This window comes from Pantoea sp. GCM10028869 (genome assembly GCF_042666835.1).
Taxonomy (GTDB): Bacteria; Pseudomonadota; Gammaproteobacteria; order Enterobacterales; family Enterobacteriaceae; genus Pantoea; species Pantoea leporis.
The window spans coordinates 346,492-372,228 of record NZ_JBHTGO010000004.1 but is presented as its reverse complement, the minus strand read 5'-3'; the positions used below and the strand labels follow the sequence as shown (position 1 = coordinate 372,228).

Genomic DNA, 25,737 nt, shown 5'->3' with positions numbered 1-25,737 from the left:
ACAGATGGGCGGCGTCTTCTGGCACCGCCCATTTTTTAGTATCCGCTTTACGCCTCTACCCTGCCCTTTCTGACGCGTTCCGCATACACCGCCAGCGTGCTTTTCAACACATCCAGCGTAACCGGCTTCGACAAACAGTTATCCATGCCCGCATCCATACAGCGCTGCTTCTCTTCCGCTAACGCATTTGCCGTGACGCCAATCACCGGGAAAGTATGTCCCAGCTGACGCAGACGTTGCGTCAGGCGATAACCATCCATGTTCGGCATGTTCACGTCGCTCAGCACGATATCGATATGGTTGCGACTCAGCACGTTCAGCGCATCAACGCCATCCTGCGCGGTTTTGGTTTGATAGCCGACGGTGCCGAGCTGCTCCGATAGCAGCATGCGGTTGATCGGATGGTCATCAACAATCAGCACGATAATATCTTCGAAAGTCGCGGCGGCTTTTGGCGCGGTTAACGGCAGCGGCGTGGCGGTTTGGCTATTAATGTTGATGCGGTAGATGCGGCCCAGCAGCTGCGGCAGATCGTGGAGCATCGCGCTGCTCTGAATCCATTGCCCCGGGGCGGTTTCGTGCGGCATATCGATGTGCTCACCACAGATACGAATATGTGCGCGTCCAGTTTGCGCGGCAGGCTCATCGTGATCGCTGATGATCACATCATCAGCCGCCGCCTGGCCGTGGTAATACGCTGCCTGAATGCCCTGCTGTTGCAGCAGACGCAGCAGGAAGCTGGCGAGATACTCATTACGCATATCCAGCCAGATGGCTTTTTCCTGCAAGCCGTCGAGCAGCGGTGGCGCCGCCAGCTGACCGGAATAGATCGGAATACGCACGATAAACTGGCTGCCCATACCCGGTTCGGAATCGACTTCGATGTCGCCGTCCATCATGTTGATCAGCTTTTCACAAATCGCCAGCCCTAAGCCGGTGCCCTGGAAGTTACGCTGCACGCCAGAACCCACCTGGAAGAACGGATCGAACAGGCGCGTTACCTCTTTGGCCGGAATACCGACGCCGGTATCGCGTACGCGGAATGCCAGATAACCCTCTTTGACGTAAGCATGCAGAATGATGCAGCCGGTATGCGTGAATTTAATGGCGTTGTTCAGCAGGTTAGATATCACCTGCTGCAGACGCATGGCGTCGCCATCCATAATCAGCGGCACATCGTTTTCAATAAACACATACAGCGCCAGGCGCTTACGCACCACCAGCGAGAGATAGTTGCTGGCAATGTGATTGACCACTTCACGCGGCGAGAACGGATGCGGTTCAATTTTAAGCTGTTCGGATTCAATCTTCGAGAAGTCGAGGATGTCGCTGATGATCTTCAGCAGCAGGCTCGACGAGTTGTTCATCGCCGTCACCAGTGAATCGACGCCTTTCGGCAGCACTTTGGTTTGCAGCAGATCGAGGTTACCGATAATGCCGTACAGCGGCGTGCGCAGTTCATGGCTGACGGTGGCGAGGAACATTGATTTCGACTGGCTGGCTTGCTCGGCCGAGTGCGCCATCTCCTGCAGCGACTGCTCCATACGCACGCGCGCCGAAACATCCACCAGCACGCAAATCGCCACGTTTTCATTACGATAACGCGAATGTACAAAGCTGATTTGCAGGTTGGTGTTGCTGCCGGTGAGCACATCGACAAAGTTGACCTGCTGACCGCCAATGATTTCATTCAGACGCTGGCGATCTTCCTGCGTCAGCAGCGTCAGATAGTTATGCGCCAGTTCGTTACTCAGAATGTTGGTGCCGTCGCTAGTGCGCAGGATACAGATGCCGACCGGCGCCGAGGCGACAATCTTGCGGTTGAACTGCTCGTGCTCCTCCAGCCGATGCGCATTCTCCTCGGCCGGCAGGAACATGCGGCGCTCAAAAATCCACGCCAGCGTGAACAAAATCACCGCGGTTAAGATATTGAGTAGCAGCGCGTTGATCAGCATCAGCTTGAGCTGATCGGTTAACACGTCGGTGGAAAGCGACCACACCACATTGAGATTCGACGGCGGCAGCGGCTTTTTCAGCACCAGCTGGCGATAGCTGTCGAGATAGCCGAACCAGGTGCTGTTATCCGGCAGATCGTCGAGCGAGTAGCCCGGCCCGCCGCGACGCGAACTGATCAGCGGACGGTAGTTTTCATCGGTGATGGTGGCCACCAGCGGCAAACCGCCCGGCTGAATAAACTCATCAAGGCGAATATTCTGCTCCACGCCCAGCAGCGCCTGCAGCTTGTTCGCCACATATACCGGCATCACCATATAGAAGTTGCCGACGCCCGGCTGCGCGCTGCTGGTGATCCAATACATCGGCTGGCGGCGCTCTTCTTCATTGCCGTTGCGATAGTGCAGCACGCGTTCGCGCAGCGCTTTCAGGCTACGTTCACGATCGACCGAATTGTTGCTGCCGATGGTGAAATCAGCCAGACACTGATTCTCTCCGCCGATGAAGAACACGCGGTTCAATTCATACGCCGAGGCAAAATTGCTTTTCCAGTAATTGATGTAGTAGCTGAGCGAGTCCAGCGAGTTACGCCAGGTATTGCTCATTGACGTGCAGTCGCCATCGGAAAACAGCGGCGTGAACTGCGGCAGCGCACCTTTGCCCGGCGGCAAACCGTTGAGCACATCCAGACCATTAGCGCTGCTGCTCAGGCGATTTTCGGTGATGTATTTCAGCTCGCGCATCACGTCCGCCGAATGGCGCACGTACCACTCAGCCTGACCATAATTGGCGGCAAACTCCTGACGCACCGCGTTCTCTTTCTCGTGCAGCACGTTGATGATGTAGAAAGTGGTCAGCAGCGCACCCAGCGCCCAGAGCAGCAACGCCAGCGCACGAAACAGATAGCGCGAAATTCGAAGCGTAGTGCGAAAGGAGACGAGATATTTCAAATGAGGCTCACTGGCGGTAAGAGGTTATCAGGATGTTGAAAAGCTTCCATACACTAGCTTTATCGGCCCTAAAAAGCCAGCTAGCCCGCGCCTTTAGGGGAAAACTCAGATAAAAAAACGGCAGGCCAGTTTCCTGACCTGCCGCTTATTAAAGCCGTTACGAATTACTCTTCGTCGTCAGCTTCTGGTGCATCGTCGTCGCTGTCCACTTCCGGCGCGATATCCTCCTCGCCTTCCGCTACGCTACCGTCGATGGCGTCGAGTTCTTCCTCTTCCACCGGCTCCGCGACGCGTTGCAGACCCACCACGTTTTCATCTTCCGCTGTACGGATCAGAATCACGCCCTGAGTATTACGGCCTACCACGCTGACTTCCGATACGCGAGTACGCACCAGCGTACCGGCATCGGTGATCATCATGATCTGATCGCCATCCACCACCTGTACCGCGCCGATAACCGGTCCGTTACGTTCGGTGACTTTAATCGAGATCACGCCCTGGGTCGCACGCGACTTGGTTGGATACTCGCTGTTGGCAGTACGTTTACCGTAACCGTTCTGCGTCACGGTGAGGATCGCGCCCTCTTCGCGTGGCACAATCAGCGACACCACTTTGTCGCTTTCAGCCAGCTTGATACCGCGAACGCCCGAAGCCGAACGGCCCATCGCACGTACCGCCGTTTCAGCGAAGCGCACCACTTTACCGGCGGCAGAGAACAGCATCGCTTCGTCGCTACCGTTGGTCAGCGCCACGCCAATCAGCTCGTCATCCTCACGCAGGTTGATGGCGATGATGCCCGCGCTACGCGGACGGCTGAACTCCTGCAGCGCGGTTTTCTTCACGGTACCGCTCGCAGTAGCCATGAAGATGTTGAAGCCTTCGGTGTATTCACGCACCGGCAGAATGGCGGTGATACGTTCGTTGGCTTCCAGCGGCAACAGGTTAACGATTGGACGACCGCGCGCACCACGGCTGGCTTCCGGCAGCTGATAGACCTTCATCCAGTAGAGACGGCCGCGGCTGGAGAAGCACAGAATGGTGTCGTGGGTGTTGGCCACCAGCAGACGATCGATAAAGTCTTCTTCTTTAATACGTGCGGCGGATTTGCCTTTACCACCGCGGCGCTGGGCTTCATAGTCGGTCAGCGGTTGGTATTTGACATAACCCTGATGCGACAGCGTCACCACAACGTCTTCCTGATTGATCAGGTCTTCGATGTTGATGTCTGCACTGTTCGCCGTAATTTCAGTACGACGTGCGTCGCCGAACTGATCGCGCATCAGCTCCAGCTCTTCACGGATCACTTCCATCAGGCGCTCAGCGCTTTGCAGGATGTGCAGCAGTTCAGCGATCTGATCCAGCAGCTCTTTGTATTCGTCGAGCAGTTTTTCATGCTCGAGGCCGGTCAGTTTCTGCAGACGCAGATCCAGAATCGCCTGCGCTTGCTGTTCAGTCAGATAATATTGACCATCGCGAATACCGAACTCGGCTTCCAGCCATTCCGGACGCGCAGCATCATTACCGGCACGTTCCAGCATCGCGGCAACGTTACCCAGATCCCACGACTGCGCCAGCAGGCCCAGTTTCGCTTCGGCTGGCGTTGGTGCACGACGAATCAGTTCGATGATCGGGTCGATGTTAGCCAGCGCAATCGCCAGGCCTTCAAGGATGTGAGCACGATCGCGCGCTTTACGCAGTTCGAAAATGGTACGACGCGTAACCACTTCACGACGGTGACGCACGAAGGCTTCGATGATGCCTTTCAGCGTCATGATCTTCGGCTGGCCCTGATGCAGCGCCACCATGTTGATGCCGAAAGAGACCTGCAGCTGTGTCAGCGAGTAGAGGTTGTTGAGAACCACTTCACCCACCGCATCGCGTTTGATCTCAATGACAACACGCATGCCGTCTTTATCAGATTCGTCACGTAGTGCGCTGATGCCTTCCACGCGCTTCTCTTTCACCAGCTCGGCGATCTTCTCGATCAGACGCGCTTTGTTCACCTGATACGGCAGTTCGTGCACGATGATGGTTTCACGGCCGGTCTTGGCATCGGTTTCCACTTCGCCACGTGCGCGAATGTAAATCTTACCGCGCCCGGTGCGATAGGCTTCTTCAATACCACGACGACCATTGATGAAGGCCGCCGTCGGGAAGTCTGGCCCGGTGATGTGTTCCATCAGGCCTTCAACGGTGATGTCTTCATCTTCGATAAACGCCAGACAGCCGTTGATCACTTCCGTCAGGTTGTGCGGTGGAATGTTGGTTGCCATACCAACGGCGATACCGGAAGAACCGTTTACCAGCAGGTTAGGAATTTTAGTTGGCAGGACTTCAGGGATCTGCTCGGTGCCGTCATAGTTCGGCACGAAATCGACGGTTTCCTTTTCCAGGTCAGCCAGCAGCTCCGAAGAGATCTTTGCCATGCGGACTTCGGTATAACGCATCGCTGCGGCGGAGTCGCCGTCGACCGAACCAAAGTTACCCTGACCGTCAACCAGCATGTAGCGCAGGGAGAATGGCTGGGCCATACGCACGATACTTTCGTATACAGCGGAATCGCCGTGCGGGTGATATTTACCGATGACGTCACCGACCACACGGGCGGATTTTTTATAGGGTTTATTCCAGTCGTTGCCCAGTTCGCTCATGGCAAAAAGCACACGGCGGTGTACCGGCTTCAGACCATCACGCACATCGGGTAAGGCTCGGCCAACAATGACCGACATGGCGTAATCGAGGTAGGAGTTTTTCAACTCTTCTTCGATATTGACCGGTGTAATTTCTCTCGCAAGGTCGCTCATGGAGCCGCTATCCCTCTACATAATCCCGGATTTAAAGGTGCGAAAGTATATCACATTGCTTCCCTTCGGTGAACGTTAACCAGGCCTTAATCCCGCTTTTCCTTGAGCGTGAGAGATGCGTTCGCGTGAGTTAAGCGTTTATACTGAGGGAATATTTTGTCTGGAGTGATGATTCAATGAGTGAACAACCGCAGGAAAGCCGCCAGAACGTCGACCACGCCGAGATCGCCAAGTTTGAGGCCGTGGCATCCCGCTGGTGGGATTTAGAGGGTGAATTTAAGCCGTTGCACCGTATTAACCCCCTGCGACTTGGCTGGATAGCGCAGCATAGTAATGGCCTGTTCGGCAAGAAAGTGCTCGATGTCGGCTGCGGCGGCGGCATTCTGGCGGAGAGCATGGCGCGTGAAGGCGCTGAGGTTAGCGGCCTGGATATGGGCGCTGAGCCGCTGGAAGTGGCGCGTCTGCATGCGCTGGAGAGCGGCGTTAGCGTTAATTACGTGCAGCAAACCGTGGAAGATCACGCCGCAAGTCACCCCGGGCATTATGATGTGGTGACCTGCATGGAGATGCTGGAGCATGTGCCGGATCCGCGCTCGGTAGTCTTAGCCTGCGCGCAGCTGGTGAAGCCCGGCGGCGAAGTGTTTTTCTCCACCATCAACCGCAATCCAAAAGCCTGGCTGCTGGCGGTATTTGGTGCCGAGTATGTGCTGCGCATGGTGCCGCGCGGGACGCACGACGTGAAGAAATTCATCCGTCCCGCCGAGTTGCTGAACTGGGTGGATGAAACCCCGCTGCGTGAAAGAAATATGATTGGCCTGCACTACAATCCGCTGACCAACCAGTTCCGTCTGGGTCGCGGTGTCGATGTGAACTACATGATTCATACGCATCGTCAGGAGTGATGTCATCGCGGTGCGCATCACTAAAAATCGCTGTCCAAGTAGGGCCGCCATTCATGGCGAAATGCTTGTAAGTTCAGCCAACGGCGAGTGCGCACGCCGAAGCCACTTTTAGTCCGGCGGTCCTCGCGCCGCTTACGCGGTGCCTTCACTTCTCTCGTCTGCCTGACGGACCGGCGGAGACGGGACTTCCATGTCCCGGCTCCGCCTTTCGCCCGCGTCCTGCGGGCTCTCCTGGCCTCCTCGCTTCGTTCAGCGCTGCGGATTGCCGGCCCAAAAGCGTCCCCGGCCTGCTCATAAGCTTCAGTGCGTGTTGTTGAAAAGGGCGCATTTGCCAGAGGCGCTGGCGCGTCTGCTGCGGCGAAAGGGCTATTCGCAGCGCTGAGGCTTTTACGTTGGGCCAGGAGCCTCGCGCATGGATGCGCGAGGCAGTTCGGGGCCGGCCAGGACGGCCGATCCGCGAACGGTCCGTTGGCACAACGTGGAAGCCGAAGGCACCGCGCCAGCGGCGCGAGGACGGCCCGTGACGCAGCAGATGTGTCAGAGCCCGCTACCTATTCAAAGCAACATGCTTTCTTAACTGGCAAGCATTACGCCATTAATGGCGACCTCTTATCCAGATCAATTTCCTTTTAGACGCGTACCAGCCTTTTTTATAGGCTAAGCAAGTCACAAAAAATTCATAAGCACTTTTAGATAAGTTCGCTGCTGGCGGCCTTGTCGGGGCTTTTTTTGTCTAAGAAAATTCCTGAAGCGCGGTGGTTGAGCAAGAAACACGCGTCCGATCATAAAGTGAAAAAAAAGTGCTGAGCGGTTGACACTAAGTGCAGGCCTTGCGGCATGCGGATCCAGGATTTTAGCCAGCCGGTAATGACGATTTTTTAGTGAAAATCAACTCTTGTTAAGAAGAGATTGCTGACTAGAATACTCACCATATTGTTGTTCAAACTTCCCGCACCCCCTATATATAGTGTTTATCCACAGGCTTACTCACAACGAGCGGCTTGTGCATAAACCTTGTGCATACATGGGGGATAAATACGTCATTCATGCATGGACAGGTAAAAACGCGACATGAACCAAAGTCTGCTCGTTACTAAACGCGATGGCCGCCAGGAGCGCATTGATCTCGACAAAATTCATCGTGTACTGGATTGGGCAGCCGAAGGGCTGAACAATGTTTCAGTTTCACAGGTTGAACTGCGCTCACACATTCAGTTCTACGATGGCATCAGAACTTCTGACATTCATGAGACCATCATCAAGGCTGCCGCAGACCTGATCTCTCGTGATGCGCCGGATTACCAATACCTGGCTGCGCGTCTGGCTATCTTCCACCTGCGTAAAAAAGCCTACGGCCAGTTTGAGCCGCCGAAGCTGTACGATCAGGTGGTGAAAATGGTTGAGATGGGCAAATACGACCGCCATCTGCTGGAAGATTACAGCACCGAAGAGTTCGAGCAGATGGACGCGTTTATCGACCATTGGCGCGACATGAATTTCTCCTACGCAGCGGTTAAGCAGCTGGAAGGGAAATATCTGGTGCAGAACCGCGTCAGCGGCGAAATCTACGAAAGCGCCCAGTTCCTCTACATTCTGGTGGCGGCGTGCCTGTTCTCTGGCTATCCGCGCGAAACCCGTATGGATTACGTGAAGCGTTTCTACGATGCGATCTCAACCTTCAAAATCTCGCTGCCAACGCCAATCATGTCCGGCGTGCGTACCCCAACGCGTCAGTTCAGCTCTTGCGTACTGATCGAGTGCGGCGACAGCCTCGACTCTATCAACGCCACCTCCAGCGCCATTGTGAAATACGTTTCTCAGCGCGCCGGTATCGGCATCAACGCCGGCCGCATTCGTGCGCTGGGTAGCCCGATTCGCGGTGGCGAAGCGTTCCACACCGGTTGTATTCCGTTCTACAAACATTTCCAGACTGCCGTGAAGTCCTGCTCACAAGGCGGCGTACGTGGCGGCGCAGCGACGCTGTTCTACCCAATGTGGCATCTGGAAGTTGAAAGCCTGCTGGTGCTGAAAAACAACCGCGGTGTTGAAGGCAACCGCGTGCGTCACATGGATTACGGCGTACAGATCAACAAACTGATGTACACCCGCCTGCTGAAAGGTGAAGACATCACGCTGTTCAGCCCGTCTGACGTGCCTGGCCTGTACGATGCGTTCTTCGCCGATCAGGACGAGTTCGAGCGTCTGTACACCAAATACGAGAAAGATGACAGCATCCGCAAACAGCGCGTGAAAGCCGTTGAGCTGTTCTCACTGATGATGCAGGAGCGTGCGTCAACTGGCCGTATCTACATTCAGAACGTCGATCACTGCAACACGCACAGCCCGTTCGATCCAAGCATCGCGCCAGTTCGTCAGTCGAATCTGTGCCTCGAGATCGCACTGCCGACCAAACCGCTGAACGACGTCAATGACGAAAGCGGCGAAATCGCCCTGTGTACGCTGTCTGCCTTTAACCTGGGCGCGATTAACAGCCTTGACGATCTGGAAGAGCTGGCCACCCTTGCGGTGCGTGCGCTTGATGCACTGCTGGATTATCAGGATTACCCCATTCCGGCAGCACAACGCGGCGCCATGGGCCGCCGTACGCTGGGTATTGGCGTGATCAACTACGCGTATTACCTGGCGAAAAACGGCGTGCGTTACTCTGATGGCAGCGCCAATAATCTGACGCACAAAACTTTCGAAGCCATTCAGTACTACTTGCTGAAAGCCTCGAACGAATTGGCGAAAGAGCAAGGTGCGTGCCCGTGGTTTAAAGAGACCACTTACTCGCAGGGCATTCTGCCGATCGATACCTATAAAAAGGATCTCGACGCGGTGTGCAACGAGCCGCTGCATCTGGATTGGGAAGGCCTGCGTAAGTCAATCACCACGCACGGTCTGCGCAACTCAACGCTCTCTGCGCTGATGCCGTCTGAAACCTCTTCGCAGATTTCGAACGCCACCAACGGCATTGAGCCGCCGCGCGGACACATCAGCATCAAAGCATCGAAAGACGGCATTCTGCGTCAGGTGGTGCCAGAGTATGAGCGTCTGAAAGACCAGTACGAACTGCTGTGGGAAATGCCGTCCAACGACGGTTATCTGCAGCTGGTTGGCGTGATGCAGAAGTTCATCGATCAGGCGATTTCGTCGAACACCAACTACGATCCGAGCCGCTTTGCGAATGGCAAAGTGCCGATGAAACAGCTGCTGAAAGACCTGCTGACCGCGTACAAGTTCGGCGTGAAAACCCTGTACTATCAAAACACCCGCGACGGTGCAGAAGATGCACAGGACGATCTGGCACCTTCCATTCAGGATGATGGCTGCGAAAGCGGCGCATGTAAGATCTAATCTCATCTTGTCAGGGCCGACATTGGTCGGCCCTCTTCACATTTGGACTCAAAATGGCTTACACCACATTCTCGCAGAACAAAAATGACCAGCTGAAAGAGCCGATGTTCTTTGGCCAGTCCGTCAACGTTGCCCGTTTCGATCAGCAGAAATATGACATCTTTGAAAAGCTGATTGAGAAGCAGCTCTCCTTCTTCTGGCGTCCGGAAGAAGTGGACGTCTCGCGCGATCGCATCGATTACCAGGCGCTGCCGGAGCATGAAAAGCACATCTTCATCAGCAACCTGAAGTATCAAACGCTGCTGGACTCGATTCAGGGCCGTAGCCCGAACGTGGCGCTGCTGCCGTTGATTTCCATCCCTGAGCTGGAAACCTGGATTGAAACCTGGGCGTTCTCCGAGACCATTCACTCGCGCTCCTACACGCACATCATCCGTAACATCGTTAACGATCCGGCGGTGGTGTTTGACGATATCGTCACCAACGAGCAGATTCTGGCGCGCGCCGAAGATATCTCGAAGTACTACGATGACCTGATCGAGATGACCAGTTACTGGCATCTGCTGGGTGAAGGTACGCATCAGGTCAACGGTAAAACCGTTACCGTTAACCTGCGCGATCTGAAAAAGCAGCTCTATATCTGCCTGATGAGCGTCAACGCGCTGGAAGCGATTCGCTTCTACGTCAGCTTCGCCTGTTCATTTGCTTTCGCCGAGCGCGAGCTGATGGAAGGCAACGCCAAAATCATCAAGCTGATTGCACGCGATGAAGCGCTGCATCTGACCGGCACCCAGCATATGCTGAACCTGCTGCGCACCGGTGAAGACGATCCAGAGATGAAAGCTATCGCCGCGGAGTGTCGTGATGAATGCTTCGATCTGTTCAAGAAGGCAGCCGAGCAGGAAAAAGAGTGGGCAGAATACCTGTTCAGCGGCGGCTCGATGATTGGCCTGAACAAAGACATTCTGTGCCAGTATATCGAGTACATCACCAACATCCGTATGCAGGCGGTGGGTCTCGATCTGCCGTTCCAGACGCGTTCCAACCCCATTCCATGGATCAACTCGTGGCTGGTGTCGGACAACGTACAGGTTGCACCGCAGGAAGTTGAAGTGAGCTCGTATTTGGTCGGTCAGATTGATTCTGAAGTGGGCGAAGACGATTTCGACGGCTTCCAGCTGTAAGCATGAGCCGCTCTGTTGTTATTCTGCGTAGCTCCGGCTCCCGGCTGGAGTGCGCAGAAGATCACCCCAATCTGCTGGCGACGCTGGAAGCTAATAATCTGTGCGTTGAGTTTCAGTGTCGCGAAGGCTACTGCGGCTCTTGCCGCATGCGTTTGCTAAAAGGCGAAGTGGATTATGCCGAAACCCCGTTGGCGTTTGTGCAGCAAGGCGAGATTTTGCCGTGCTGCTGTCGCGCCAAAGGGGAGATTGAGATCGAGCTGTGATTGACCAGGCCGCCATTGATGGCGACCTGGTGATCAATCAGCTTTTCACCGTTTCCAGCACATCAATCCAACCGTGACCGGTGCTGACTTCACTGCCGTGTAGCCAGCGACGCAACATGTTCATCGCCATCATCGCCACCACTTTCTGCCGCGTTTCCACGTTATGACGTCCATGAGTGAACTTTACGCGTTGGCCCCAGCTGGCTTCCGGCGTATGCAATGCAATCGATACTTCGCCTTCTACTAAATTTCCCACCGACAACGCCAGCGCCACGCCCTGCTGTTTCGCCCAGTCACGCGTGCGCGCAACCTGCGCTTCCAGATCTTCATCCTGCGGCGGCAGAATCTCTGCTTTGCTGAGCGCCACGTCCGCTGCGGCCAGCTGCCAGTTAAGTAAGCCGGCGGTGAACTGCTCGCTCAGCGCCAAATGGAAGCCACGCTGCTGCAACTCGCGCGCCAGCAGCGCCGGTAAACCTTCGGTGCCTTCAAAAATGGTGCATTCAGCCAGCAACAGTTTTACCTGCTGCCACACTTGCTCCATCGCCACGCGCTGGCTGGCGGGTCCGGTGAGTTTGATTTCAATAATCGGCATCGATGAGCGATAGCCCATCACCACGCCTTCCGGCAGCGGGAGCGGCTCCAGCTCGGCGGCAATGTCACTTTCCCCACGTCCAAAGGTGGTGAGGCGCAAACACAATGGTGGCTCAGGCAGTTCAAAGCGTGCTTTGAGGCGCGGAATAATCTCCTGCTCAACCATCACTTTAAATTCCGACGGCACGCCAGGGGTGAAGAAAATCCAGCAGCGATTGAGCTGCAGCGCGAAGCCGCATGCGGTGCCGACCGGATTATCGAGCATCTCAGCTATGGCGGGGATTTCTGCCTGCTTGCGGTTGCTCGGTGCCATCACACGTCCGCGGCTGGCGAACCAGGCTTCCATTTTTTCCAGCCAGGGTTGCTGGATAACTAACTCGCTGCCGCTGGCAATGGCTGCGGCCTGCGCGCTGAGATCGTCACTGGTCGGTCCTAAACCGCCATTCACGATTAGCACGTCAGCAATCTGGCTGCGGCTCTGCAGCGCCTCCACCAGCGAGGTCATTGCATCACCGACGGTGCTACGGCTGGTCATCGGCAAACCGTGCTGGAACAGCACATCGGCCAGCCACGCGGCGTTGGTATCGACAATCTGCCCATGTAACACTTCATCGCCCGTTGAGAGCATTTCTACACGTATCACGTTGCGTTCTCCTTTTCCCTGTCGCTTTACTGTAGGAAGCGCGCAGGCGAAACACAATCGCGGATGATGCGAAACAGGGATTTAACGGGAAAAGCGGCGAGGAAATCAGGAAGCGGGCGCGAAGCGTGTCGCGCCCGTTGGAACTTATCGTCGAGCCAGCAGTAAACCGACAAATAGGCCAGCGGCGGCACCGATGCCAATCCCCTGCCACGGTTTTTCATGCACATAATCATCGGCGCGATAGGCCGCGTTTTTGGCACGATAGTAATAGCTGTCTGACGCATGGCTAACGCGCGATTTCACGTCTTCCAGCGCTTGTTCAGCTTTGAGTTTCAGCTCGATATATTTCTGATCGGCCGGATCGCCTGATGCGCGTAACACTTCTTCCAGCGTTTCCGTTAGCAGCGCCAGGTCGTCGTCAAGGTGCGTTTCAAATTGATCTGAAGATGACACTATGTAGTTCCTCCATGTTCCTTGCTCGTTGTGGTTTAACTATAGTCATAAATTGCAGATTTGCTGGGTGGCGACTGCAAGGTTTTCACCGAGTTTCATCCACCGCAGTGCAAAGTTGTGTCATGTACGCTGCCGCTACGCGAATTCTGCTTCGCTTATTTGATTAATCTGATAAATTTTCCGCAGACTGAATTATTTATTTTCACGACTGTCGTAACCCCCTGTAGTCAGACGCTTCTCGTCTTACGAGAGTCAAAATACACCCGAGCAGCTAAGGATTAGATTTCCGGCATGAATCGTAGAAAATTTATGAAAGCGTCCATGGCCCTCTCCGCTGTTAGCGGCATGACGGGTCTCTCCACGCTGTTTGCACAATCCGCCTGGGCCGATGATGGTATCGCCGACGGTACCGCGGTTCGCTTCGATTTCGACTCACTGAAAAAGAAAGCCTCCGCGCTGGCAAAACAGCCCTGGGGCGGCGCCCCCGGCCCCTTGCCCGACACCCTGGCCAATCTCACTCCGCAGGCCTATAACGAAATTCAGTACGACGCTAACCACTCGCTGTGGAATAACATCCCCGATCGTCAGCTGGACGTGCAATTCTTCCACGTCGGTATGGGCTTCAAGCGCCGCATCCGCATGTTCTCGGTCGATGCCCAGAGCCGTGAAGCGCGTGAGATCCACTTCCGTCCGGAGCTGTTCAATTATCACAACGCCAACGTTGATACCAGGCAGCTGGTTGGTAAAACCGATCTCGGCTTTGCCGGTTTCCGTGCGTTTAAGAAACCTGAACTGGCGCGCCGCGATATCGTCTCTTTCCTTGGCGCCAGCTATTTCCGTGCGGTTGATGAAACCTTCCAGTACGGCCTCTCCGCGCGCGGCGTGGCGGTCAACACCTTCAGCAACGGCAAAGAAGAGTTCCCGGACTTCACCGCGTTCTGGTTCGAAACACCAAAAGCGGATGACACTACTTTCGTGGTCTACGCCCTGCTGGATGGCGCGAGCGTCACCGGTGCCTACAAGTTCACCATTCACTGCGAGGAGAAACGCGTCGTGATGGAGGTGGAAAACCACCTGTTTGCGCGTAACGACATTCGCCAGCTTGGCATTGCGCCAATGACCAGCATGTTCAGTTGTGGCACCAACGAGCGCCGCATGTGTAACACTTACCATCCACAAATCCATGACTCCGATCGTCTGGCGATGTGGACCGGTGAAGGCGAATGGATTGCACGTCCGCTGAACAACCCGCAGCGTTTGCAGTTCAACGCCTATCAGGACGAAAACCCGCGTGGTTTTGGCCTGTTGCAGCTCGATCATGACTTCAAAAATTATCAGGATGTGATTGGCTGGTACGACAAACGTCCAAGCCTGTGGGTAGAACCGATTGGTAAATGGGGCAAAGGCGCCATTAACGTGATGGAGATTCCTACCACCGGGGAAACGCTGGATAACGTGGTGTGCTTCTGGCAGCCGTCAGAACCGGTAAAAGCCGGTAGCGAGTTCAGCTTCCAGTACAAACTCTACTGGAGCCAGTTGCCACCAGTGCGCAGTGGTTTGGCGCGTGTCGATGCCACGCGCACCGGTATCGGCGGCTTCCCAGAAGGTTGGGCGCCAGGCGAACACTTCCCGGATACCTGGTCACGTCGCTTTGCCATTGATTTTGTTGGTGGCGATCTGAAAGCCGCAGCGCCGAAAGGTATTGAGCCGGTGATTACCGTTTCAGAAGGCACATTTAAGCAGGTTGAGATTCTCTACGTCGAGCCACTCAACGGTTACCGCATTCTGTTTGACTGGTATCCAAACAGCGACTCGACCAAACCGGTTGATATGCGCCTGTTCCTGCGCACTAGGGATGAGACGCTGAGTGAAACCTGGCTCTATCAGTACTTCCCGCCGCCGCCAGATCAACGTAAATACGTTGATGACCGGCAGATGACGCCAGGCTGATTGATTAACGGCGAGGAGCAATCCTCGCCGTTATGCTTTTTGCATGCCGATGTGCGGAATGTCATCTTCCATGTAGACTTCAGTCACCGCTTTAAAGCCCAGACGACCGTAGAACCCTTCCAGATGTGCCTGCGCAGAGAGATAAATAGCGCGCTGCGACCAATACTTTTCACAGCTCTCCAGCGCCTTCTCCATCAAGCGATAGCCCAGCTTCAAACCGCGTGCTTCTTCAGAAACAATCACACGACCAATCATTACCGATGCAGAGTCTAGCGCTGGCGTTAACACGCGCGCATAGGCCAGCAGCTTACCGTCGAGAAATCCGAGAATGTGGCGATTTTCGGCAGCTAGATCCTGGCCATCAATATCCTGATAAGGACAGTTTTGTTCCACGATGAAGACATGATTGCGCAGTGCCAGCAAAGTGTAGAGTTGTTGCGCTGTCAGTTCACTGTGGTGGCAATCAAGCCAAAGCATTTCCATGGTGCTTCCTTGTCTGAGCGAAAAAAGGGATCCGATGAGAATATCACACCGGCTACGCCAAACGCAGTGAGCAGCAGCGGCAGCTGAAAACCTCGTGGTGACTCTGTGCTCGACCTCTCACTATGCCGTGAACTGCAGGCAAAAAAAATCAGGCCCGCAGGCCTGATTCAGTGGTTTCGTAAATCTGAATTACATCAGTGGCTGAGCCATCTGCACCAGTGTAATCAGCGGCTGCGGATAAACACCGAGCAGCAGCACCAGAATCGCAGATATCAGCACCACAACGCCGCCGGCAGTAAATGCCCAATTGGCTTGCGTATCGCGGTTGTGCAGTTCCGGCGGACTGAGATACAGACTCACCGTCACACGCAGATAGTAATAAAGCCCAATCGCACTACCCGCTACCACCGCACCACTCAACCACCACAGATGTGCGTTCACACTCGAGGCGATAACGTAGAACTTACCGATGAAGCCGAGCGTCATTGGGATACCCGCCAGTGACAACATCATCACCGTCATTACTGCAGACAGAATCGGACGATGCCAGAACAGACCACGATAGGAATAGAGCGTATCGGCATCCGGACCGCGATAAGGGCTCGACATCAGACTCACTACGCCGAACGCGCCAAGGCTGCTGAACAGGTAACCGGCCAGATAAACGCCTGCGGTTTCCAGCGACAGCTGATGGGTTTTCACCGCAATCAGCGCCACCAACAGATAACCAAGGTGCGCGATAGAGGAGTAACCGAGCAGACGCTTGATGTTGCTCTGGGAAATCGCCATCAGGTTGCCGAACAGAATCGACGCAAACGCAATGATGCCCAGCACGGTACGCACCGCTTCGCTGTCAGTGACGGGCGCGTACATGAACAGGCGCATAATCACACCAAAGATGGCGATCTTGCTGGCGGTAGCGAGGAAGGTTGAAACCGGCGCTGGCGCACCCTGATAAACATCTGGCGTCCACAGGTGGAAAGGAACCAGCGACAGTTTAAAGCCCAGTCCGATAATCATCATGCCCAGACCGAGCAGCAACAGCGGCTCCTGAATCATGCTATCGCTCAGACTTTTGCCCAGCAGCACAAAGCTCAGGCTGCCGGAATCAGCATAAATCAGCGCGATACCGAACAGCAGGAACGATGAGGCCGCCGCCGACAGAATGGTATATTTCAGCGACGCTTCCAGCGAACGTTTCTGGCGGAAAGCATAACCAATCAAACCAAACAGCGGCAGTGACAGCAGTTCGATACCGATGAACAGCGCTGCCAGATGATTGGCGCTCGCCAGCACGATCCCGCCGAGTGCTGCAATCAGCACCAGCAGATAGAACTCATCTTTGTTGTCCGGGAAACCGGCCAGCCACGGATAAGCGAAGGTGCAGGTGGCTAAACTCGCCAGCACCACCAGTGCGGTGTAGAACATCGAATAGCCATCAACGCGCAGCAGCGGCGTGACGTCCATCGCTCCCGCCTGGCCTACAAACCACAGAGAAAACAGCGCAATGTTAAGTCCGATCACCGTCAGCGTGGCATTAACAAAGTGATTGCGTCGCCACGCAATGGACAGCATCACCACCACCACCGTCAATCCGACGATCAACAGCGGCAGTAACGCGATCAGATGTTGAGGAGTTATTGTCATGGCGAATTACGGCCTTGTAGTTGAAATTGAAGCGGTAAACCACTGCTGAATATTACTCATCGCAGCATGGGATGTGTCGAGGATCGGCTGAGGATAAATCCCCAGCAGCACCAGCAACACCACCAATACGCCGATAGTCATGAACTCACGCGGTGACATGCCTGGCAGCGGATCTTTCGACTTTGCTTCGCCGAAGTAAGCGCGCTGCATCATGATCAGGGAGTAAACCGAAGCAAACACCAGACCAAAGGTTGCAATGACGATAATCACCGGCACCACCTGGAAGCTGCCGGTCAGAATCATAAATTCGCCAACAAAGTTACCGGTGCCCGGCATACCAAGGTTTGCAACCGCGAAGAACAGTGACAGACCCGGAATCCATTTGATACGTGACCACAAGCCGCCCATCTGACGAAGGTCGCGGGTATGCAGACGCTCATACAGCTGACCACACAAAATGAACAGTGCCGCAGCAGAGAGACCGTGCGCAATCATCTGAATCACCGCGCCCTGGAAGGCCAGTTGGCTGCCAGTGTAGATGGCGATGAGCACGAAGCCCATGTGCGAAATAGAGGTGTAAGCGATCAGTCGCTTGATATCAGTTTGTGAGAATGCCATCCACGCACCGTAGAAGATGCCGATGATACCCAGCCACATGGCAATCGGTGCGAACTCTGCTGACGCATTCGGGAACAGCGGCAGGCTAAAGCGCAGCAAACCGTAAGCCGCAGTTTTCAGCAAGATACCTGCGAGGTCAACTGAACCGGCAGTTGGTGCCTGGCTATGCGCATCGGGTAACCAACCGTGTAATGGCACCACCGGCATTTTCACCGCAAAGGCAATAAAGAAGCCAAGCATCAGCAGATATTCAACGGTGTGCGACATCGGAGTTTTCAGCAGCTCTTCGTAGCTGAAAGTCCACACGCCGGTGGCGTTGTAATGGACAAAGACCAGCGCCAGAATCGCCACCAACATGATCAGACCCGATGCCTGGGTGTAGATGAAGAACTTGGTCGCCGCGCTGATACGCGTTTTACCGTCGGATGCTTTATGGCCCCACAGTGCGATGAGGAAATACATCGGCACCAGCATCATTTCCCAGAAGAAGAAGAACAGGAACATATCGATGGAGAGGAACACGCCAATCACACCACCGAGAATCCACATCAGGTTGAGGTGGAAAAAGCCCTGATATTTCTCAATTTCGTTCCAGGAGCACAGTACCGCCATCAAACCGAGCAGTCCGGTCAGCACCACCATCAGCAGCGACAGACCATCAATTGCCAGATGGAAGTTGATGCCAAAGCGCGGAATCCACGGTACGGAGAAAGTCGATTGCCATTGCGGAATGCCCGCAGCCTGCGTCAGTGAATAGCCTCCCTGCAACCACAGCTGCAGACCAAGCGCTAGCGTCAGGCCCATGGTGATCATGGCAATCCAGCGCGGAACTTTTGCGCCAAGACGCTCCGCAAGCCAGCAGAGCAAGCCACCGACAAAAGGTATGATAATTAGCCAAGGTAATAACACGGCAAACTTCCCTTTTTATTGCCTTACTTCAGGCAATTTTTGACATTCTAATTGGGCGAGCGAACCCGCCCCGCTCATCAATCTTTAAATCACCAGCAGCAGCGCCAGCACCACAACGGCACCCACACTCATCGAGGCCACGTACCAGCGCAGATAACCGTTTTCGCTCACCACCAAACCTTTGTTACCAACACGCGACAGCAGCGCAGGCAGGTTCATCAGTGAGTTAAGCGGATCGCGCTTCAGCAACCAGGCAATGCCGAGATAAGGTTTTACAAACACCTTGTCATACAGCCAATCGAAGCCCCAGGCCGCGAACCACCAGGTGCCGAAGAAACGACCCGGCGCGCTGTTAGCAATACTGGTCACCAGTTGACGTTTACCCAGCCACAGAGCTGCTGCGATCAGGATACCGACAATGGCCACCACGCCTGAGGTGATTTCCAGCATCACTTTGCCGCCTTCACCAAACTCGTTCTGCGGCAGAACACCCGCCAGAGGAGGCGTGATCAGCGCACCAATAAAGGTGGAGAGCACCATCAGAACAATCAGCGGCAGGTGATGCGTAATGCCTTTACCGGCGTGAGCATGAATTTTCTCTTCACCGTGGAACACGATAAAGATCATGCGGAAGGTGTAGATCGAAGTGAGGAATGCACCCACCAGACCCGCCACCATCAGATTGATGTGACCATTCGCCATCGCACCAAAAAGGATTTCATCTTTACTGTAGAAACCTGCGGTGATCAGCGGCAGCGCAGCCAAGGCGGCACCGCCCACCAGGAAGCAGACATACACCAGCGGGATGCTCTTACGCAGGCCACCCATTTTGAAAATATTCTGCTCGTGATGGCAAGCCAGAATGACCGAGCCTGAAGAGAGGAACAGCAAGGCTTTGAAGAATGCATGCGTCATCAGGTGGAAAATCGCCGCGTCCCATGCCTGTACGCCAAGCGCGAGGAACATGTAGCCGATCTGACTCATGGTGGAGTAAGCCAGCACGCGTTTGATGTCGGTTTGCACCAGCGCAGCAAAACCTGCCAGCACCAGGGTAATCGCACCAATGATACCCACCAGATGCAGCACTTCCGGCGTCAACAGGAACAGACCGTGGGTACGTGCAATCAGGTAAACACCGGCGGTTACCATGGTCGCGGCGTGAATCAGAGCCGAAACCGGGGTTGGACCGGCCATCGCATCCGCCAGCCAGGTTTGTAATGGCAGCTGTGCAGATTTACCGACCGCGCCACCCAACAGCATCAGGGTTGCCCACTGCAGCATGTGGTTGTCTGCAGCGAAGTGCGCGGGTGCCAGTTCCACCAGTTCGCGGAAGTTTAGCGTGCCCAGCTCGTTGTAGAGGATGAACAAGGCGAAAGCGAGGAACACATCACCGACACGGGTGATGATAAAGGCTTTCATCGCCGCTTTGCCGTTCTCTGGATTGCTGTAGTAGAAGCCAATCAGCAGATAGGAGCACAAGCCCACGCCTTCCCAGCCGAGATACATCAGCATCAGGTTATCGGCCAGCACCAACACCACCATGCTCGCGATGAACAGGTTGGTGTAAGCGAAGAAGCGCGAATAACCCTCTTCACCACGCATGTACCATGAAGCGAACATGTGGATGAAGAAACCAACGCCGGTGACGACGGACAGCATGGTCAGAGAAAGACCATCCAGCACCAGATTCACTTTAATGTCAAAGTTGCCGACGTGAATCCAGGTCCACAGCGCCTGAGTGAACGGCTGCTGACCCTGATTGAAGAAGTCGAAACCGGCATAAATAGTGGTTAATGCGGCAAGACCAACAGAACCCATACCGATTGCTGCCGACAGGTTCTCCGACCAGCGACCGCGTGAAAACGCCAATAGCAGGAAGCCAATCAGCGGAAATAATACGGTTAAATAGAGAAGATTCATCCGCGCATCTCGCTCACTGTGTCAATGTTCAGCGTCTGACGACGACGATAGAGCTGGAGCAACAGCGCCAGACCAATACTCGCTTCCGCCGCCGCAAGGCTGATCGCCAGGATGTACATCACCTGACCATCAGCTTGTCCCCAATAGCTGCCTGCTACCACCAGCGCTAACGCGGAGGCATTGATCATGATTTCCAGACCAATCAGCATAAACAGGATGTTACGACGCAGCACCACGGAGGTCAGGCCGAGAACAAACAGCACAGCGGCCAGCATCAGGCCGTGTTGTAACGGGATCATGCGTGATCCTCCTTATTTGCTTGCGCATCAGCTTGACGATTGCTCAACACTTCGCCGTGACGCTCTTCACGTCCAATATGGAAGGCCACGACCAGACCCGCGAGCAGCAGCATCGATGCCAACTCAACCGCCAGAACATAGGGACCAAACAAGCTGATACCGACTGCTTTCGCGTCGATGACGGTGCCATCAATGCCCTGATCGGTTGCCGTGCTAATCGCGTAAATCATCACTGCCAGCAGCAGTAAAGAGACGATACCCGGACCAATCCACAGCGAAGGTTTGAGCCACTCGCGCTCTTGATCCTGCTGCGTTTTGCCGAGGTTCAGCATCATCACCACAAAGACGAACAGCACCATGATGGCACCCGCGTAGACGATGATTTCCAGTGCACCGGCAAAGTAGGCGCCCATTGAGAAGAACACGCCGGCAATCGACAGCAGCGAAACGATCAGGTACAGCAGCGCATGTACCGGATTGGTGTGCGTGATGACGCGCAGCGTCGTCAGCACCGCCACCAGTCCGCAAAGATAAAACGCAAATTCCATACCTGGCTCCTTAAGGTAACAACCCTTTGACGTCGATCGGCTTGGCTTCGTTTTCCGCTTCGCCCTTCTCTTTTCCGTCGATCGCCATACCAGCCATACGATAGAAGTTGTACTCCGGATATTTACCCGGACCGGAAATCAGCAAGTCTTCTTTCTCATACACCAGATCCTGACGCTTAAACTCACCCAGTTCGAAATCGGGTGTCAGCTGAATCGCGGTGGTTGGGCAAGCCTCTTCACACAGGCCGCAGAAGATGCAGCGTGAGAAGTTGATGCGGAAAAACTCCGGATACCAACGTCCATCCTGCGTCTCGGCTTTTTGCAGTGAGATACAGCCGACAGGACAAGCTACCGCGCATAAGTTACAGGCAACGCAACGCTCTGCGCCGTCCGGATCGCGCGTCAGCACGATACGGCCACGGTAACGCGGCGGCAGATAAACCGGTTCTTCCGGATACATTTGGGTTTCGCGCTTGGCGAAGGCATGCATGCCTATCATCCAGATACTGCGCACTGTCGTGCCGAAGCCAACGACAATATCTTTTAAAGTCATCTCAATGTCCCTTACTGCGCGGTGTACAGAATCACTGCGGCGGTCGCCAGCAGGTTCAACAGCGTCAACGGCAGACACACTTTCCAGCCGAACGACAGCACCTGGTCATAGCGTGGACGCGGCAGCGCAGCACGAATCAGGATAAACATCACCATAAAGAACGCTGTTTTCAGAGCGAACCAGATGAATGGCGGCAGGAACGGGCCGTGCCAGCCACCGAAGAACAGCGTCACGATCAGCGCTGAAACGGTGGTGATCGCCACGTATTCACCGACGAAGAACAGGCCGAACTTCATACCGGCGTATTCGATGTGGTAACCGTCCGCCAGTTCCTGCTCCGCTTCTGGTTGGTCAAACGGATGACGGTGACATACCGCTACGCCCGCGATGCAGAAGGTAAGGAAGCCGAAGAACTGAGGAATGATGTTCCACAGATGCGCCTGGCTTTCGACAATGGCATTCATATTGAACGAGCCGGCTTGCGCCACCACGCCCATCAGTGACAGACCAAGGAACACTTCGTAGCTCAGCGTCTGCGCCGATGCACGCATCGCACCCAACAGTGAGTATTTGTTGTTACTCGACCAGCCAGCGAACAGCACTGCATACACCGCCAGACCCGCCATCATCAGGAAGAACAGCAGACCGATGTTCAGGTCGGTGACCATCCAGGTCGGCGAAACTGGCACAATGGCGAAAGCCAGCAGCAGCGATACGAAGGCGATAACCGGTGCCAGCGTAAAGATGAAGCGGTCGGTAAACGGCGGAACCCAGTCCTCTTTAAAGAACATTTTGATCATGTCAGCAGCCAGCTGCAGCGAGCCGCCCCAGCCAACACGGTTTGGTCCATAACGGTTCTGCCATAGGCCGAGCAGACGACGCTCGGCGAAACTCATGAAGGCACCACAACCGACAACCACCAACAAGATGACCAGCGCTTTGCCGATGTTGATCAGGATTTCAATAACGTCCGGTGTCAGCCAACTCATTGCGCGGCCTCCTGCAGTTTGTCAATTTGCGTACCTGAGAGGAACGGCGGCACGCCCGGCATACCGAGCGGTAAACCAACCTGCCCTGCTTGCAGCGACGCAGAGAAACGTACCGGCAAGCGTAGTGTTTCGCCTGCACACACCAGCTCCACGGAAGAACCGCTATTAACGCCCAGTTTCTCAGCATCAGCCGGGTTAATCACCAGCGTGGCCGGGGACATGCGTTTCTGGAAGGTGGTTGAACGCTGTGTCATCTCCTCGCTACCAAACAGCTGGTAGTAAGGTGCGACGCGCCACTGGCTGCCTTCAACGAAGCTTTCAGGAATCGCGGTAAACCACGGCAATGAACGATCGCTGGCTTCAAACAGACGCACGCCCGGATCGCCATGACGCAGTTTGCCGCCCACTTCAGCTTGGAACTTGTTCCATGCCTGCGGTGAGTTCCAGCCCGGCGCCCAGGCAAATGGAATCTGCGAACGCGGCGCGCTGGGCTGGTTGTTCCCTTCCATCGAGAAGGCAAACATGGTGTCTTTATCTTGCGGCTGACGCGGTTCATGCACGCTGATATTGGCGCGCATCGCTGTACGGCCACTGTTGCGGTGCGGTGAACGTGCCAGTTTTTGACCGCGGATACGGAAGCTGGCGTCTGGCGCAGCATCCTTGATGCCTTTCAGCTGTGGCAGCGCCGCAACGGTGGCATCAATCACGTGATCCAGCTGAGTCCAGTCGATGTGACGGCTCTCAACCGCGCTGTGCAGCGAACGCAACCAGCGCCAGCTCTCCAGCATCACTACGCTGTCATCGTAATAAGCGGGATCGTAAACCTGGAAAAAGCGCTGCGCGCGGCCTTCGTGGTTGATTGATGTGCCATCGCTCTCCGCAAAGCTGGCGGTTGAAAGTACCAAACCGGCTTTTTCCAGCGTTGCGGTACGTTGATGATCGACCACAATCACGTTAGCGGTGGTATCGAGCGCCGCATCCACGTTGGCTTTCGGCGCATGACGATAGAGATCGTTTTCCAGCACCACCAGCGCATCGGCTTCGCCTTTACTCAGCTGTTCCAGTGCGCTATCCAGCGATTGACCGCCCATCAGGCCGAGGCCAAAGCTGTTCGCCGCACCCGCGAGGAAGGTAATACCGACATCGGCACCGCGCGCTTTCAGGGCTTTTGCCACGTTAGCAGCAGCTTCAATCATCGCGATGCTACCGGAATGGGTACCGGAGATAATCAGCGGTTTTTTCGCACCTGCCAGCGCCTGAACCACCACATCAACTTTGCCGTTCAGTTTGCTGTCAAAGCCGCTGACTGCCGGCGCGCTTTCATCCAGCGCATTGGCAATCGCGAAGCCGAGACGCGCCTGATCTTCCACCGGTGCGCGATAGCTCCACGCAGCGATATCATCCAGGCGGGTTTCGTCGACATTGGTTACGAACAGCGGATGTTTGGCATGCTGACCGATGTTAAGGATTGCCGCGATCTGCCAGTCAGCCACTTTCTGTGCCGCAGCCATCTCACGCGCTTTACCTTTTACTGCCTGACGTACAGACAACGCCACGCGCGCGCCAACCTGAGTCAAATCTTCACCCAGCACCAGCACCGCATCGTAGCTCTCAATTTCGCGCAGTGATGGCGTGTAGATGCCGCCGTCCTGCAGGACTTTCAGCATCAGCTCAACGCGAGCCTGCTCACCGGCTGGCATACCGGTTGAGAAGTTTTCTGCGCCAACCAGCTCACGCAACGCGAAGTTGCTTTCAATGCTGGCGCGCGGAGAACCGATACCAATGACTTTTTTCGCCCGACGCAACACATCCGCCGCCGCATTCACCGCTTGTTCAGCATTCAGGCTGACCCAATCGTTGCCGCGTTGCTGTACCGGATGACGTGGACGATCTTTGCGGTTGACGTAGCCGTAACCGAAACGACCACGATCGCACAGGAAATAGTGGTTTACGGTGCCGTTATAGCGGTTTTCGATACGACGCAATTCGCCATAGCGCTCGCCCGGGCTGGTGTTACAACCCACGCTGCACTGCTGACAGATGCTTGGTGCGAACTGCATATCCCATTTACGGTTATAGCGTTCGGAGTGTGTTTTATCGGTGAATACGCCGGTCGGACAGATTTCCACCAGGTTACCGGAGAATTCGCTTTCCAGCGTGCCATCTTCCGGACGACCAAAGTAGACGTTGTCGTGAGCACCATAAACGCCAAGATCTTTGCCGTCGGCATAATCTTTGTAGTAACGCACGCAGCGATAGCAGGCGATACAGCGGTTCATTTCATGCGAAATGAACGGGCCGAGATCCTGATTCTGGTGGGTACGTTTAGTGAAGCGATAACGACGGAAACTGTGTCCGGTCATTACCGTCATATCCTGCAGATGGCAGTTACCGCCCTCTTCGCACACCGGGCAGTCGTGCGGATGGTTGGTCATCAGCCATTCCACCACGCTTTCACGAAACTCTTTCGCTTCGCCATCGTCGATGGAGATAAAGGTGCCGTCCGACGCTGGTGTCATGCAGGACATGACAAGGCGACCGCGGGTATCTTCGGCATTCTGGAATTGCTTCACCGCGCACTGGCGGCAGGCCCCTACGCTTCCCAGCGCCGGATGCCAGCAAAAATAAGGAATATCAAGGCCCAGAGAGAGACACGCCTGTAGCAGGTTGTCCGCTCCGTTCACATCATATTCTTTACCGTCTACATGGATTGTAGCCATA

The 25,737-nt window shown here is 55.1% G+C and carries 18 protein-coding genes; 5 read left to right on the top strand and 13 right to left on the bottom strand.

The genetic code is table 11. The features are described from left to right. Window positions 1-47 precede the first annotated feature (47 nt). Window positions 48-2,903: a two-component system sensor histidine kinase RcsC gene (gene rcsC / locus ACFQW4_RS13080; RefSeq protein WP_101763669.1), complete on the bottom strand. Its 2,856-nt coding sequence runs from the start codon at window positions 2,901-2,903 to the stop codon at window positions 48-50. Window positions 2,904-3,067: 164 nt separating this feature from the next. Further along, window positions 3,068-5,707, bottom strand: coding sequence for a DNA topoisomerase (ATP-hydrolyzing) subunit A (gene gyrA / locus ACFQW4_RS13075; RefSeq protein WP_101763668.1), 2,640 nt, complete (start codon window positions 5,705-5,707; stop codon window positions 3,068-3,070). A gap of 176 nt (window positions 5,708-5,883) precedes the next feature. Here gyrA and ubiG point away from each other — a divergent pair, with 176 nt between their 5' ends. From ubiG to yfaE, 4 genes are all read left to right on the top strand, one after another. Further along, a complete protein-coding gene (gene ubiG, locus ACFQW4_RS13070; protein ID WP_377725701.1) occupies window positions 5,884-6,609 on the top strand; it encodes a bifunctional 2-polyprenyl-6-hydroxyphenol methylase/3-demethylubiquinol 3-O-methyltransferase UbiG in 726 nt (241 codons plus the stop codon). Between the two features lie 1,071 nt (window positions 6,610-7,680). Then, window positions 7,681-9,966, top strand: coding sequence for a class 1a ribonucleoside-diphosphate reductase subunit alpha (gene nrdA, locus ACFQW4_RS13065; RefSeq protein WP_101763666.1), 2,286 nt, complete (start codon window positions 7,681-7,683; stop codon window positions 9,964-9,966). A gap of 53 nt (window positions 9,967-10,019) precedes the next feature. Continuing rightward, complete coding sequence (gene nrdB, locus ACFQW4_RS13060; protein WP_101763665.1) at window positions 10,020-11,150, top strand: class Ia ribonucleoside-diphosphate reductase subunit beta; 1,131 nt, start codon at window positions 10,020-10,022, stop codon at window positions 11,148-11,150. A 2-nt stretch (window positions 11,151-11,152) separates the two neighbouring features. Continuing rightward, window positions 11,153-11,413: a class I ribonucleotide reductase maintenance protein YfaE gene (gene yfaE, locus ACFQW4_RS13055; RefSeq protein ID WP_061717835.1), complete on the top strand. Its 261-nt coding sequence runs from the start codon at window positions 11,153-11,155 to the stop codon at window positions 11,411-11,413. Between the two features lie 37 nt (window positions 11,414-11,450). Here yfaE and ACFQW4_RS13050 read toward each other — a convergent pair whose 3' ends face one another. Beyond that, entirely contained in the window at window positions 11,451-12,647 is a 1,197-nt protein-coding gene (locus ACFQW4_RS13050; protein ID WP_377725698.1) for a nicotinamide mononucleotide deamidase-related protein YfaY, read from the bottom strand. 144 nt (window positions 12,648-12,791) lie between these two features. Next, complete coding sequence (elaB, locus tag ACFQW4_RS13045) at window positions 12,792-13,100, bottom strand: stress response protein ElaB (protein WP_101763663.1); 309 nt, start codon at window positions 13,098-13,100, stop codon at window positions 12,792-12,794. A 291-nt stretch (window positions 13,101-13,391) separates the two neighbouring features. Between elaB and ACFQW4_RS13040 the strand changes: the two genes are divergently transcribed. Beyond that, window positions 13,392-15,050 (top strand): glucan biosynthesis protein D, encoded by a 1,659-nt coding sequence (locus tag ACFQW4_RS13040; RefSeq protein WP_377725695.1) that lies wholly within the window; start codon window positions 13,392-13,394, stop codon window positions 15,048-15,050. 30 nt (window positions 15,051-15,080) lie between these two features. Here the strand turns inward: ACFQW4_RS13040 and ACFQW4_RS13035 are convergent, their stop codons facing one another. From ACFQW4_RS13035 to nuoG, 9 genes are all read right to left on the bottom strand, one after another. Then, entirely contained in the window at window positions 15,081-15,533 is a 453-nt protein-coding gene (locus ACFQW4_RS13035; protein WP_377725693.1) for a GNAT family N-acetyltransferase, read from the bottom strand. Between the two features lie 189 nt (window positions 15,534-15,722). Beyond that, on the bottom strand, window positions 15,723-17,180 hold the full coding sequence (gene nuoN, locus ACFQW4_RS13030; RefSeq protein ID WP_377725690.1) for an NADH-quinone oxidoreductase subunit NuoN: 1,458 nt from the start codon (window positions 17,178-17,180) through the stop codon (window positions 15,723-15,725). 6 nt (window positions 17,181-17,186) lie between these two features. Continuing rightward, entirely contained in the window at window positions 17,187-18,707 is a 1,521-nt protein-coding gene (gene nuoM, locus ACFQW4_RS13025; RefSeq protein ID WP_101763660.1) for an NADH-quinone oxidoreductase subunit M, read from the bottom strand. An 84-nt stretch (window positions 18,708-18,791) separates the two neighbouring features. Then, a complete protein-coding gene (gene nuoL / locus ACFQW4_RS13020; RefSeq protein WP_137386193.1) occupies window positions 18,792-20,627 on the bottom strand; it encodes an NADH-quinone oxidoreductase subunit L in 1,836 nt (611 codons plus the stop codon). After that, the gene (gene nuoK / locus ACFQW4_RS13015; RefSeq protein WP_007889334.1) at window positions 20,624-20,926 is read right to left on the bottom strand and encodes an NADH-quinone oxidoreductase subunit NuoK; all 303 of its coding nucleotides are present in this window, start codon (window positions 20,924-20,926) and stop codon (window positions 20,624-20,626) included. The genes nuoL and nuoK overlap by 4 nt, the downstream gene beginning before the upstream one ends. Further along, window positions 20,923-21,474 (bottom strand): NADH-quinone oxidoreductase subunit J, encoded by a 552-nt coding sequence (nuoJ, locus tag ACFQW4_RS13010; protein WP_008105138.1) that lies wholly within the window; start codon window positions 21,472-21,474, stop codon window positions 20,923-20,925. The genes nuoK and nuoJ overlap by 4 nt, the downstream gene beginning before the upstream one ends. A gap of 10 nt (window positions 21,475-21,484) precedes the next feature. Next, window positions 21,485-22,027 carry an NADH-quinone oxidoreductase subunit NuoI gene (gene nuoI, locus ACFQW4_RS13005; protein WP_007889332.1) on the bottom strand — a complete coding sequence of 181 codons (543 nt, stop codon included), beginning with the start codon at window positions 22,025-22,027 and terminating at the stop codon, window positions 21,485-21,487. 11 nt (window positions 22,028-22,038) lie between these two features. Continuing rightward, a complete protein-coding gene (nuoH, locus tag ACFQW4_RS13000) occupies window positions 22,039-23,016 on the bottom strand; it encodes an NADH-quinone oxidoreductase subunit NuoH (RefSeq protein WP_008105140.1) in 978 nt (325 codons plus the stop codon). Next, a complete protein-coding gene (gene nuoG, locus ACFQW4_RS12995) occupies window positions 23,013-25,736 on the bottom strand; it encodes an NADH-quinone oxidoreductase subunit NuoG (RefSeq protein ID WP_377725686.1) in 2,724 nt (907 codons plus the stop codon). Before nuoG ends, nuoH begins: the two co-directional genes overlap by 4 nt. Window position 25,737 lies beyond the last annotated feature (1 nt).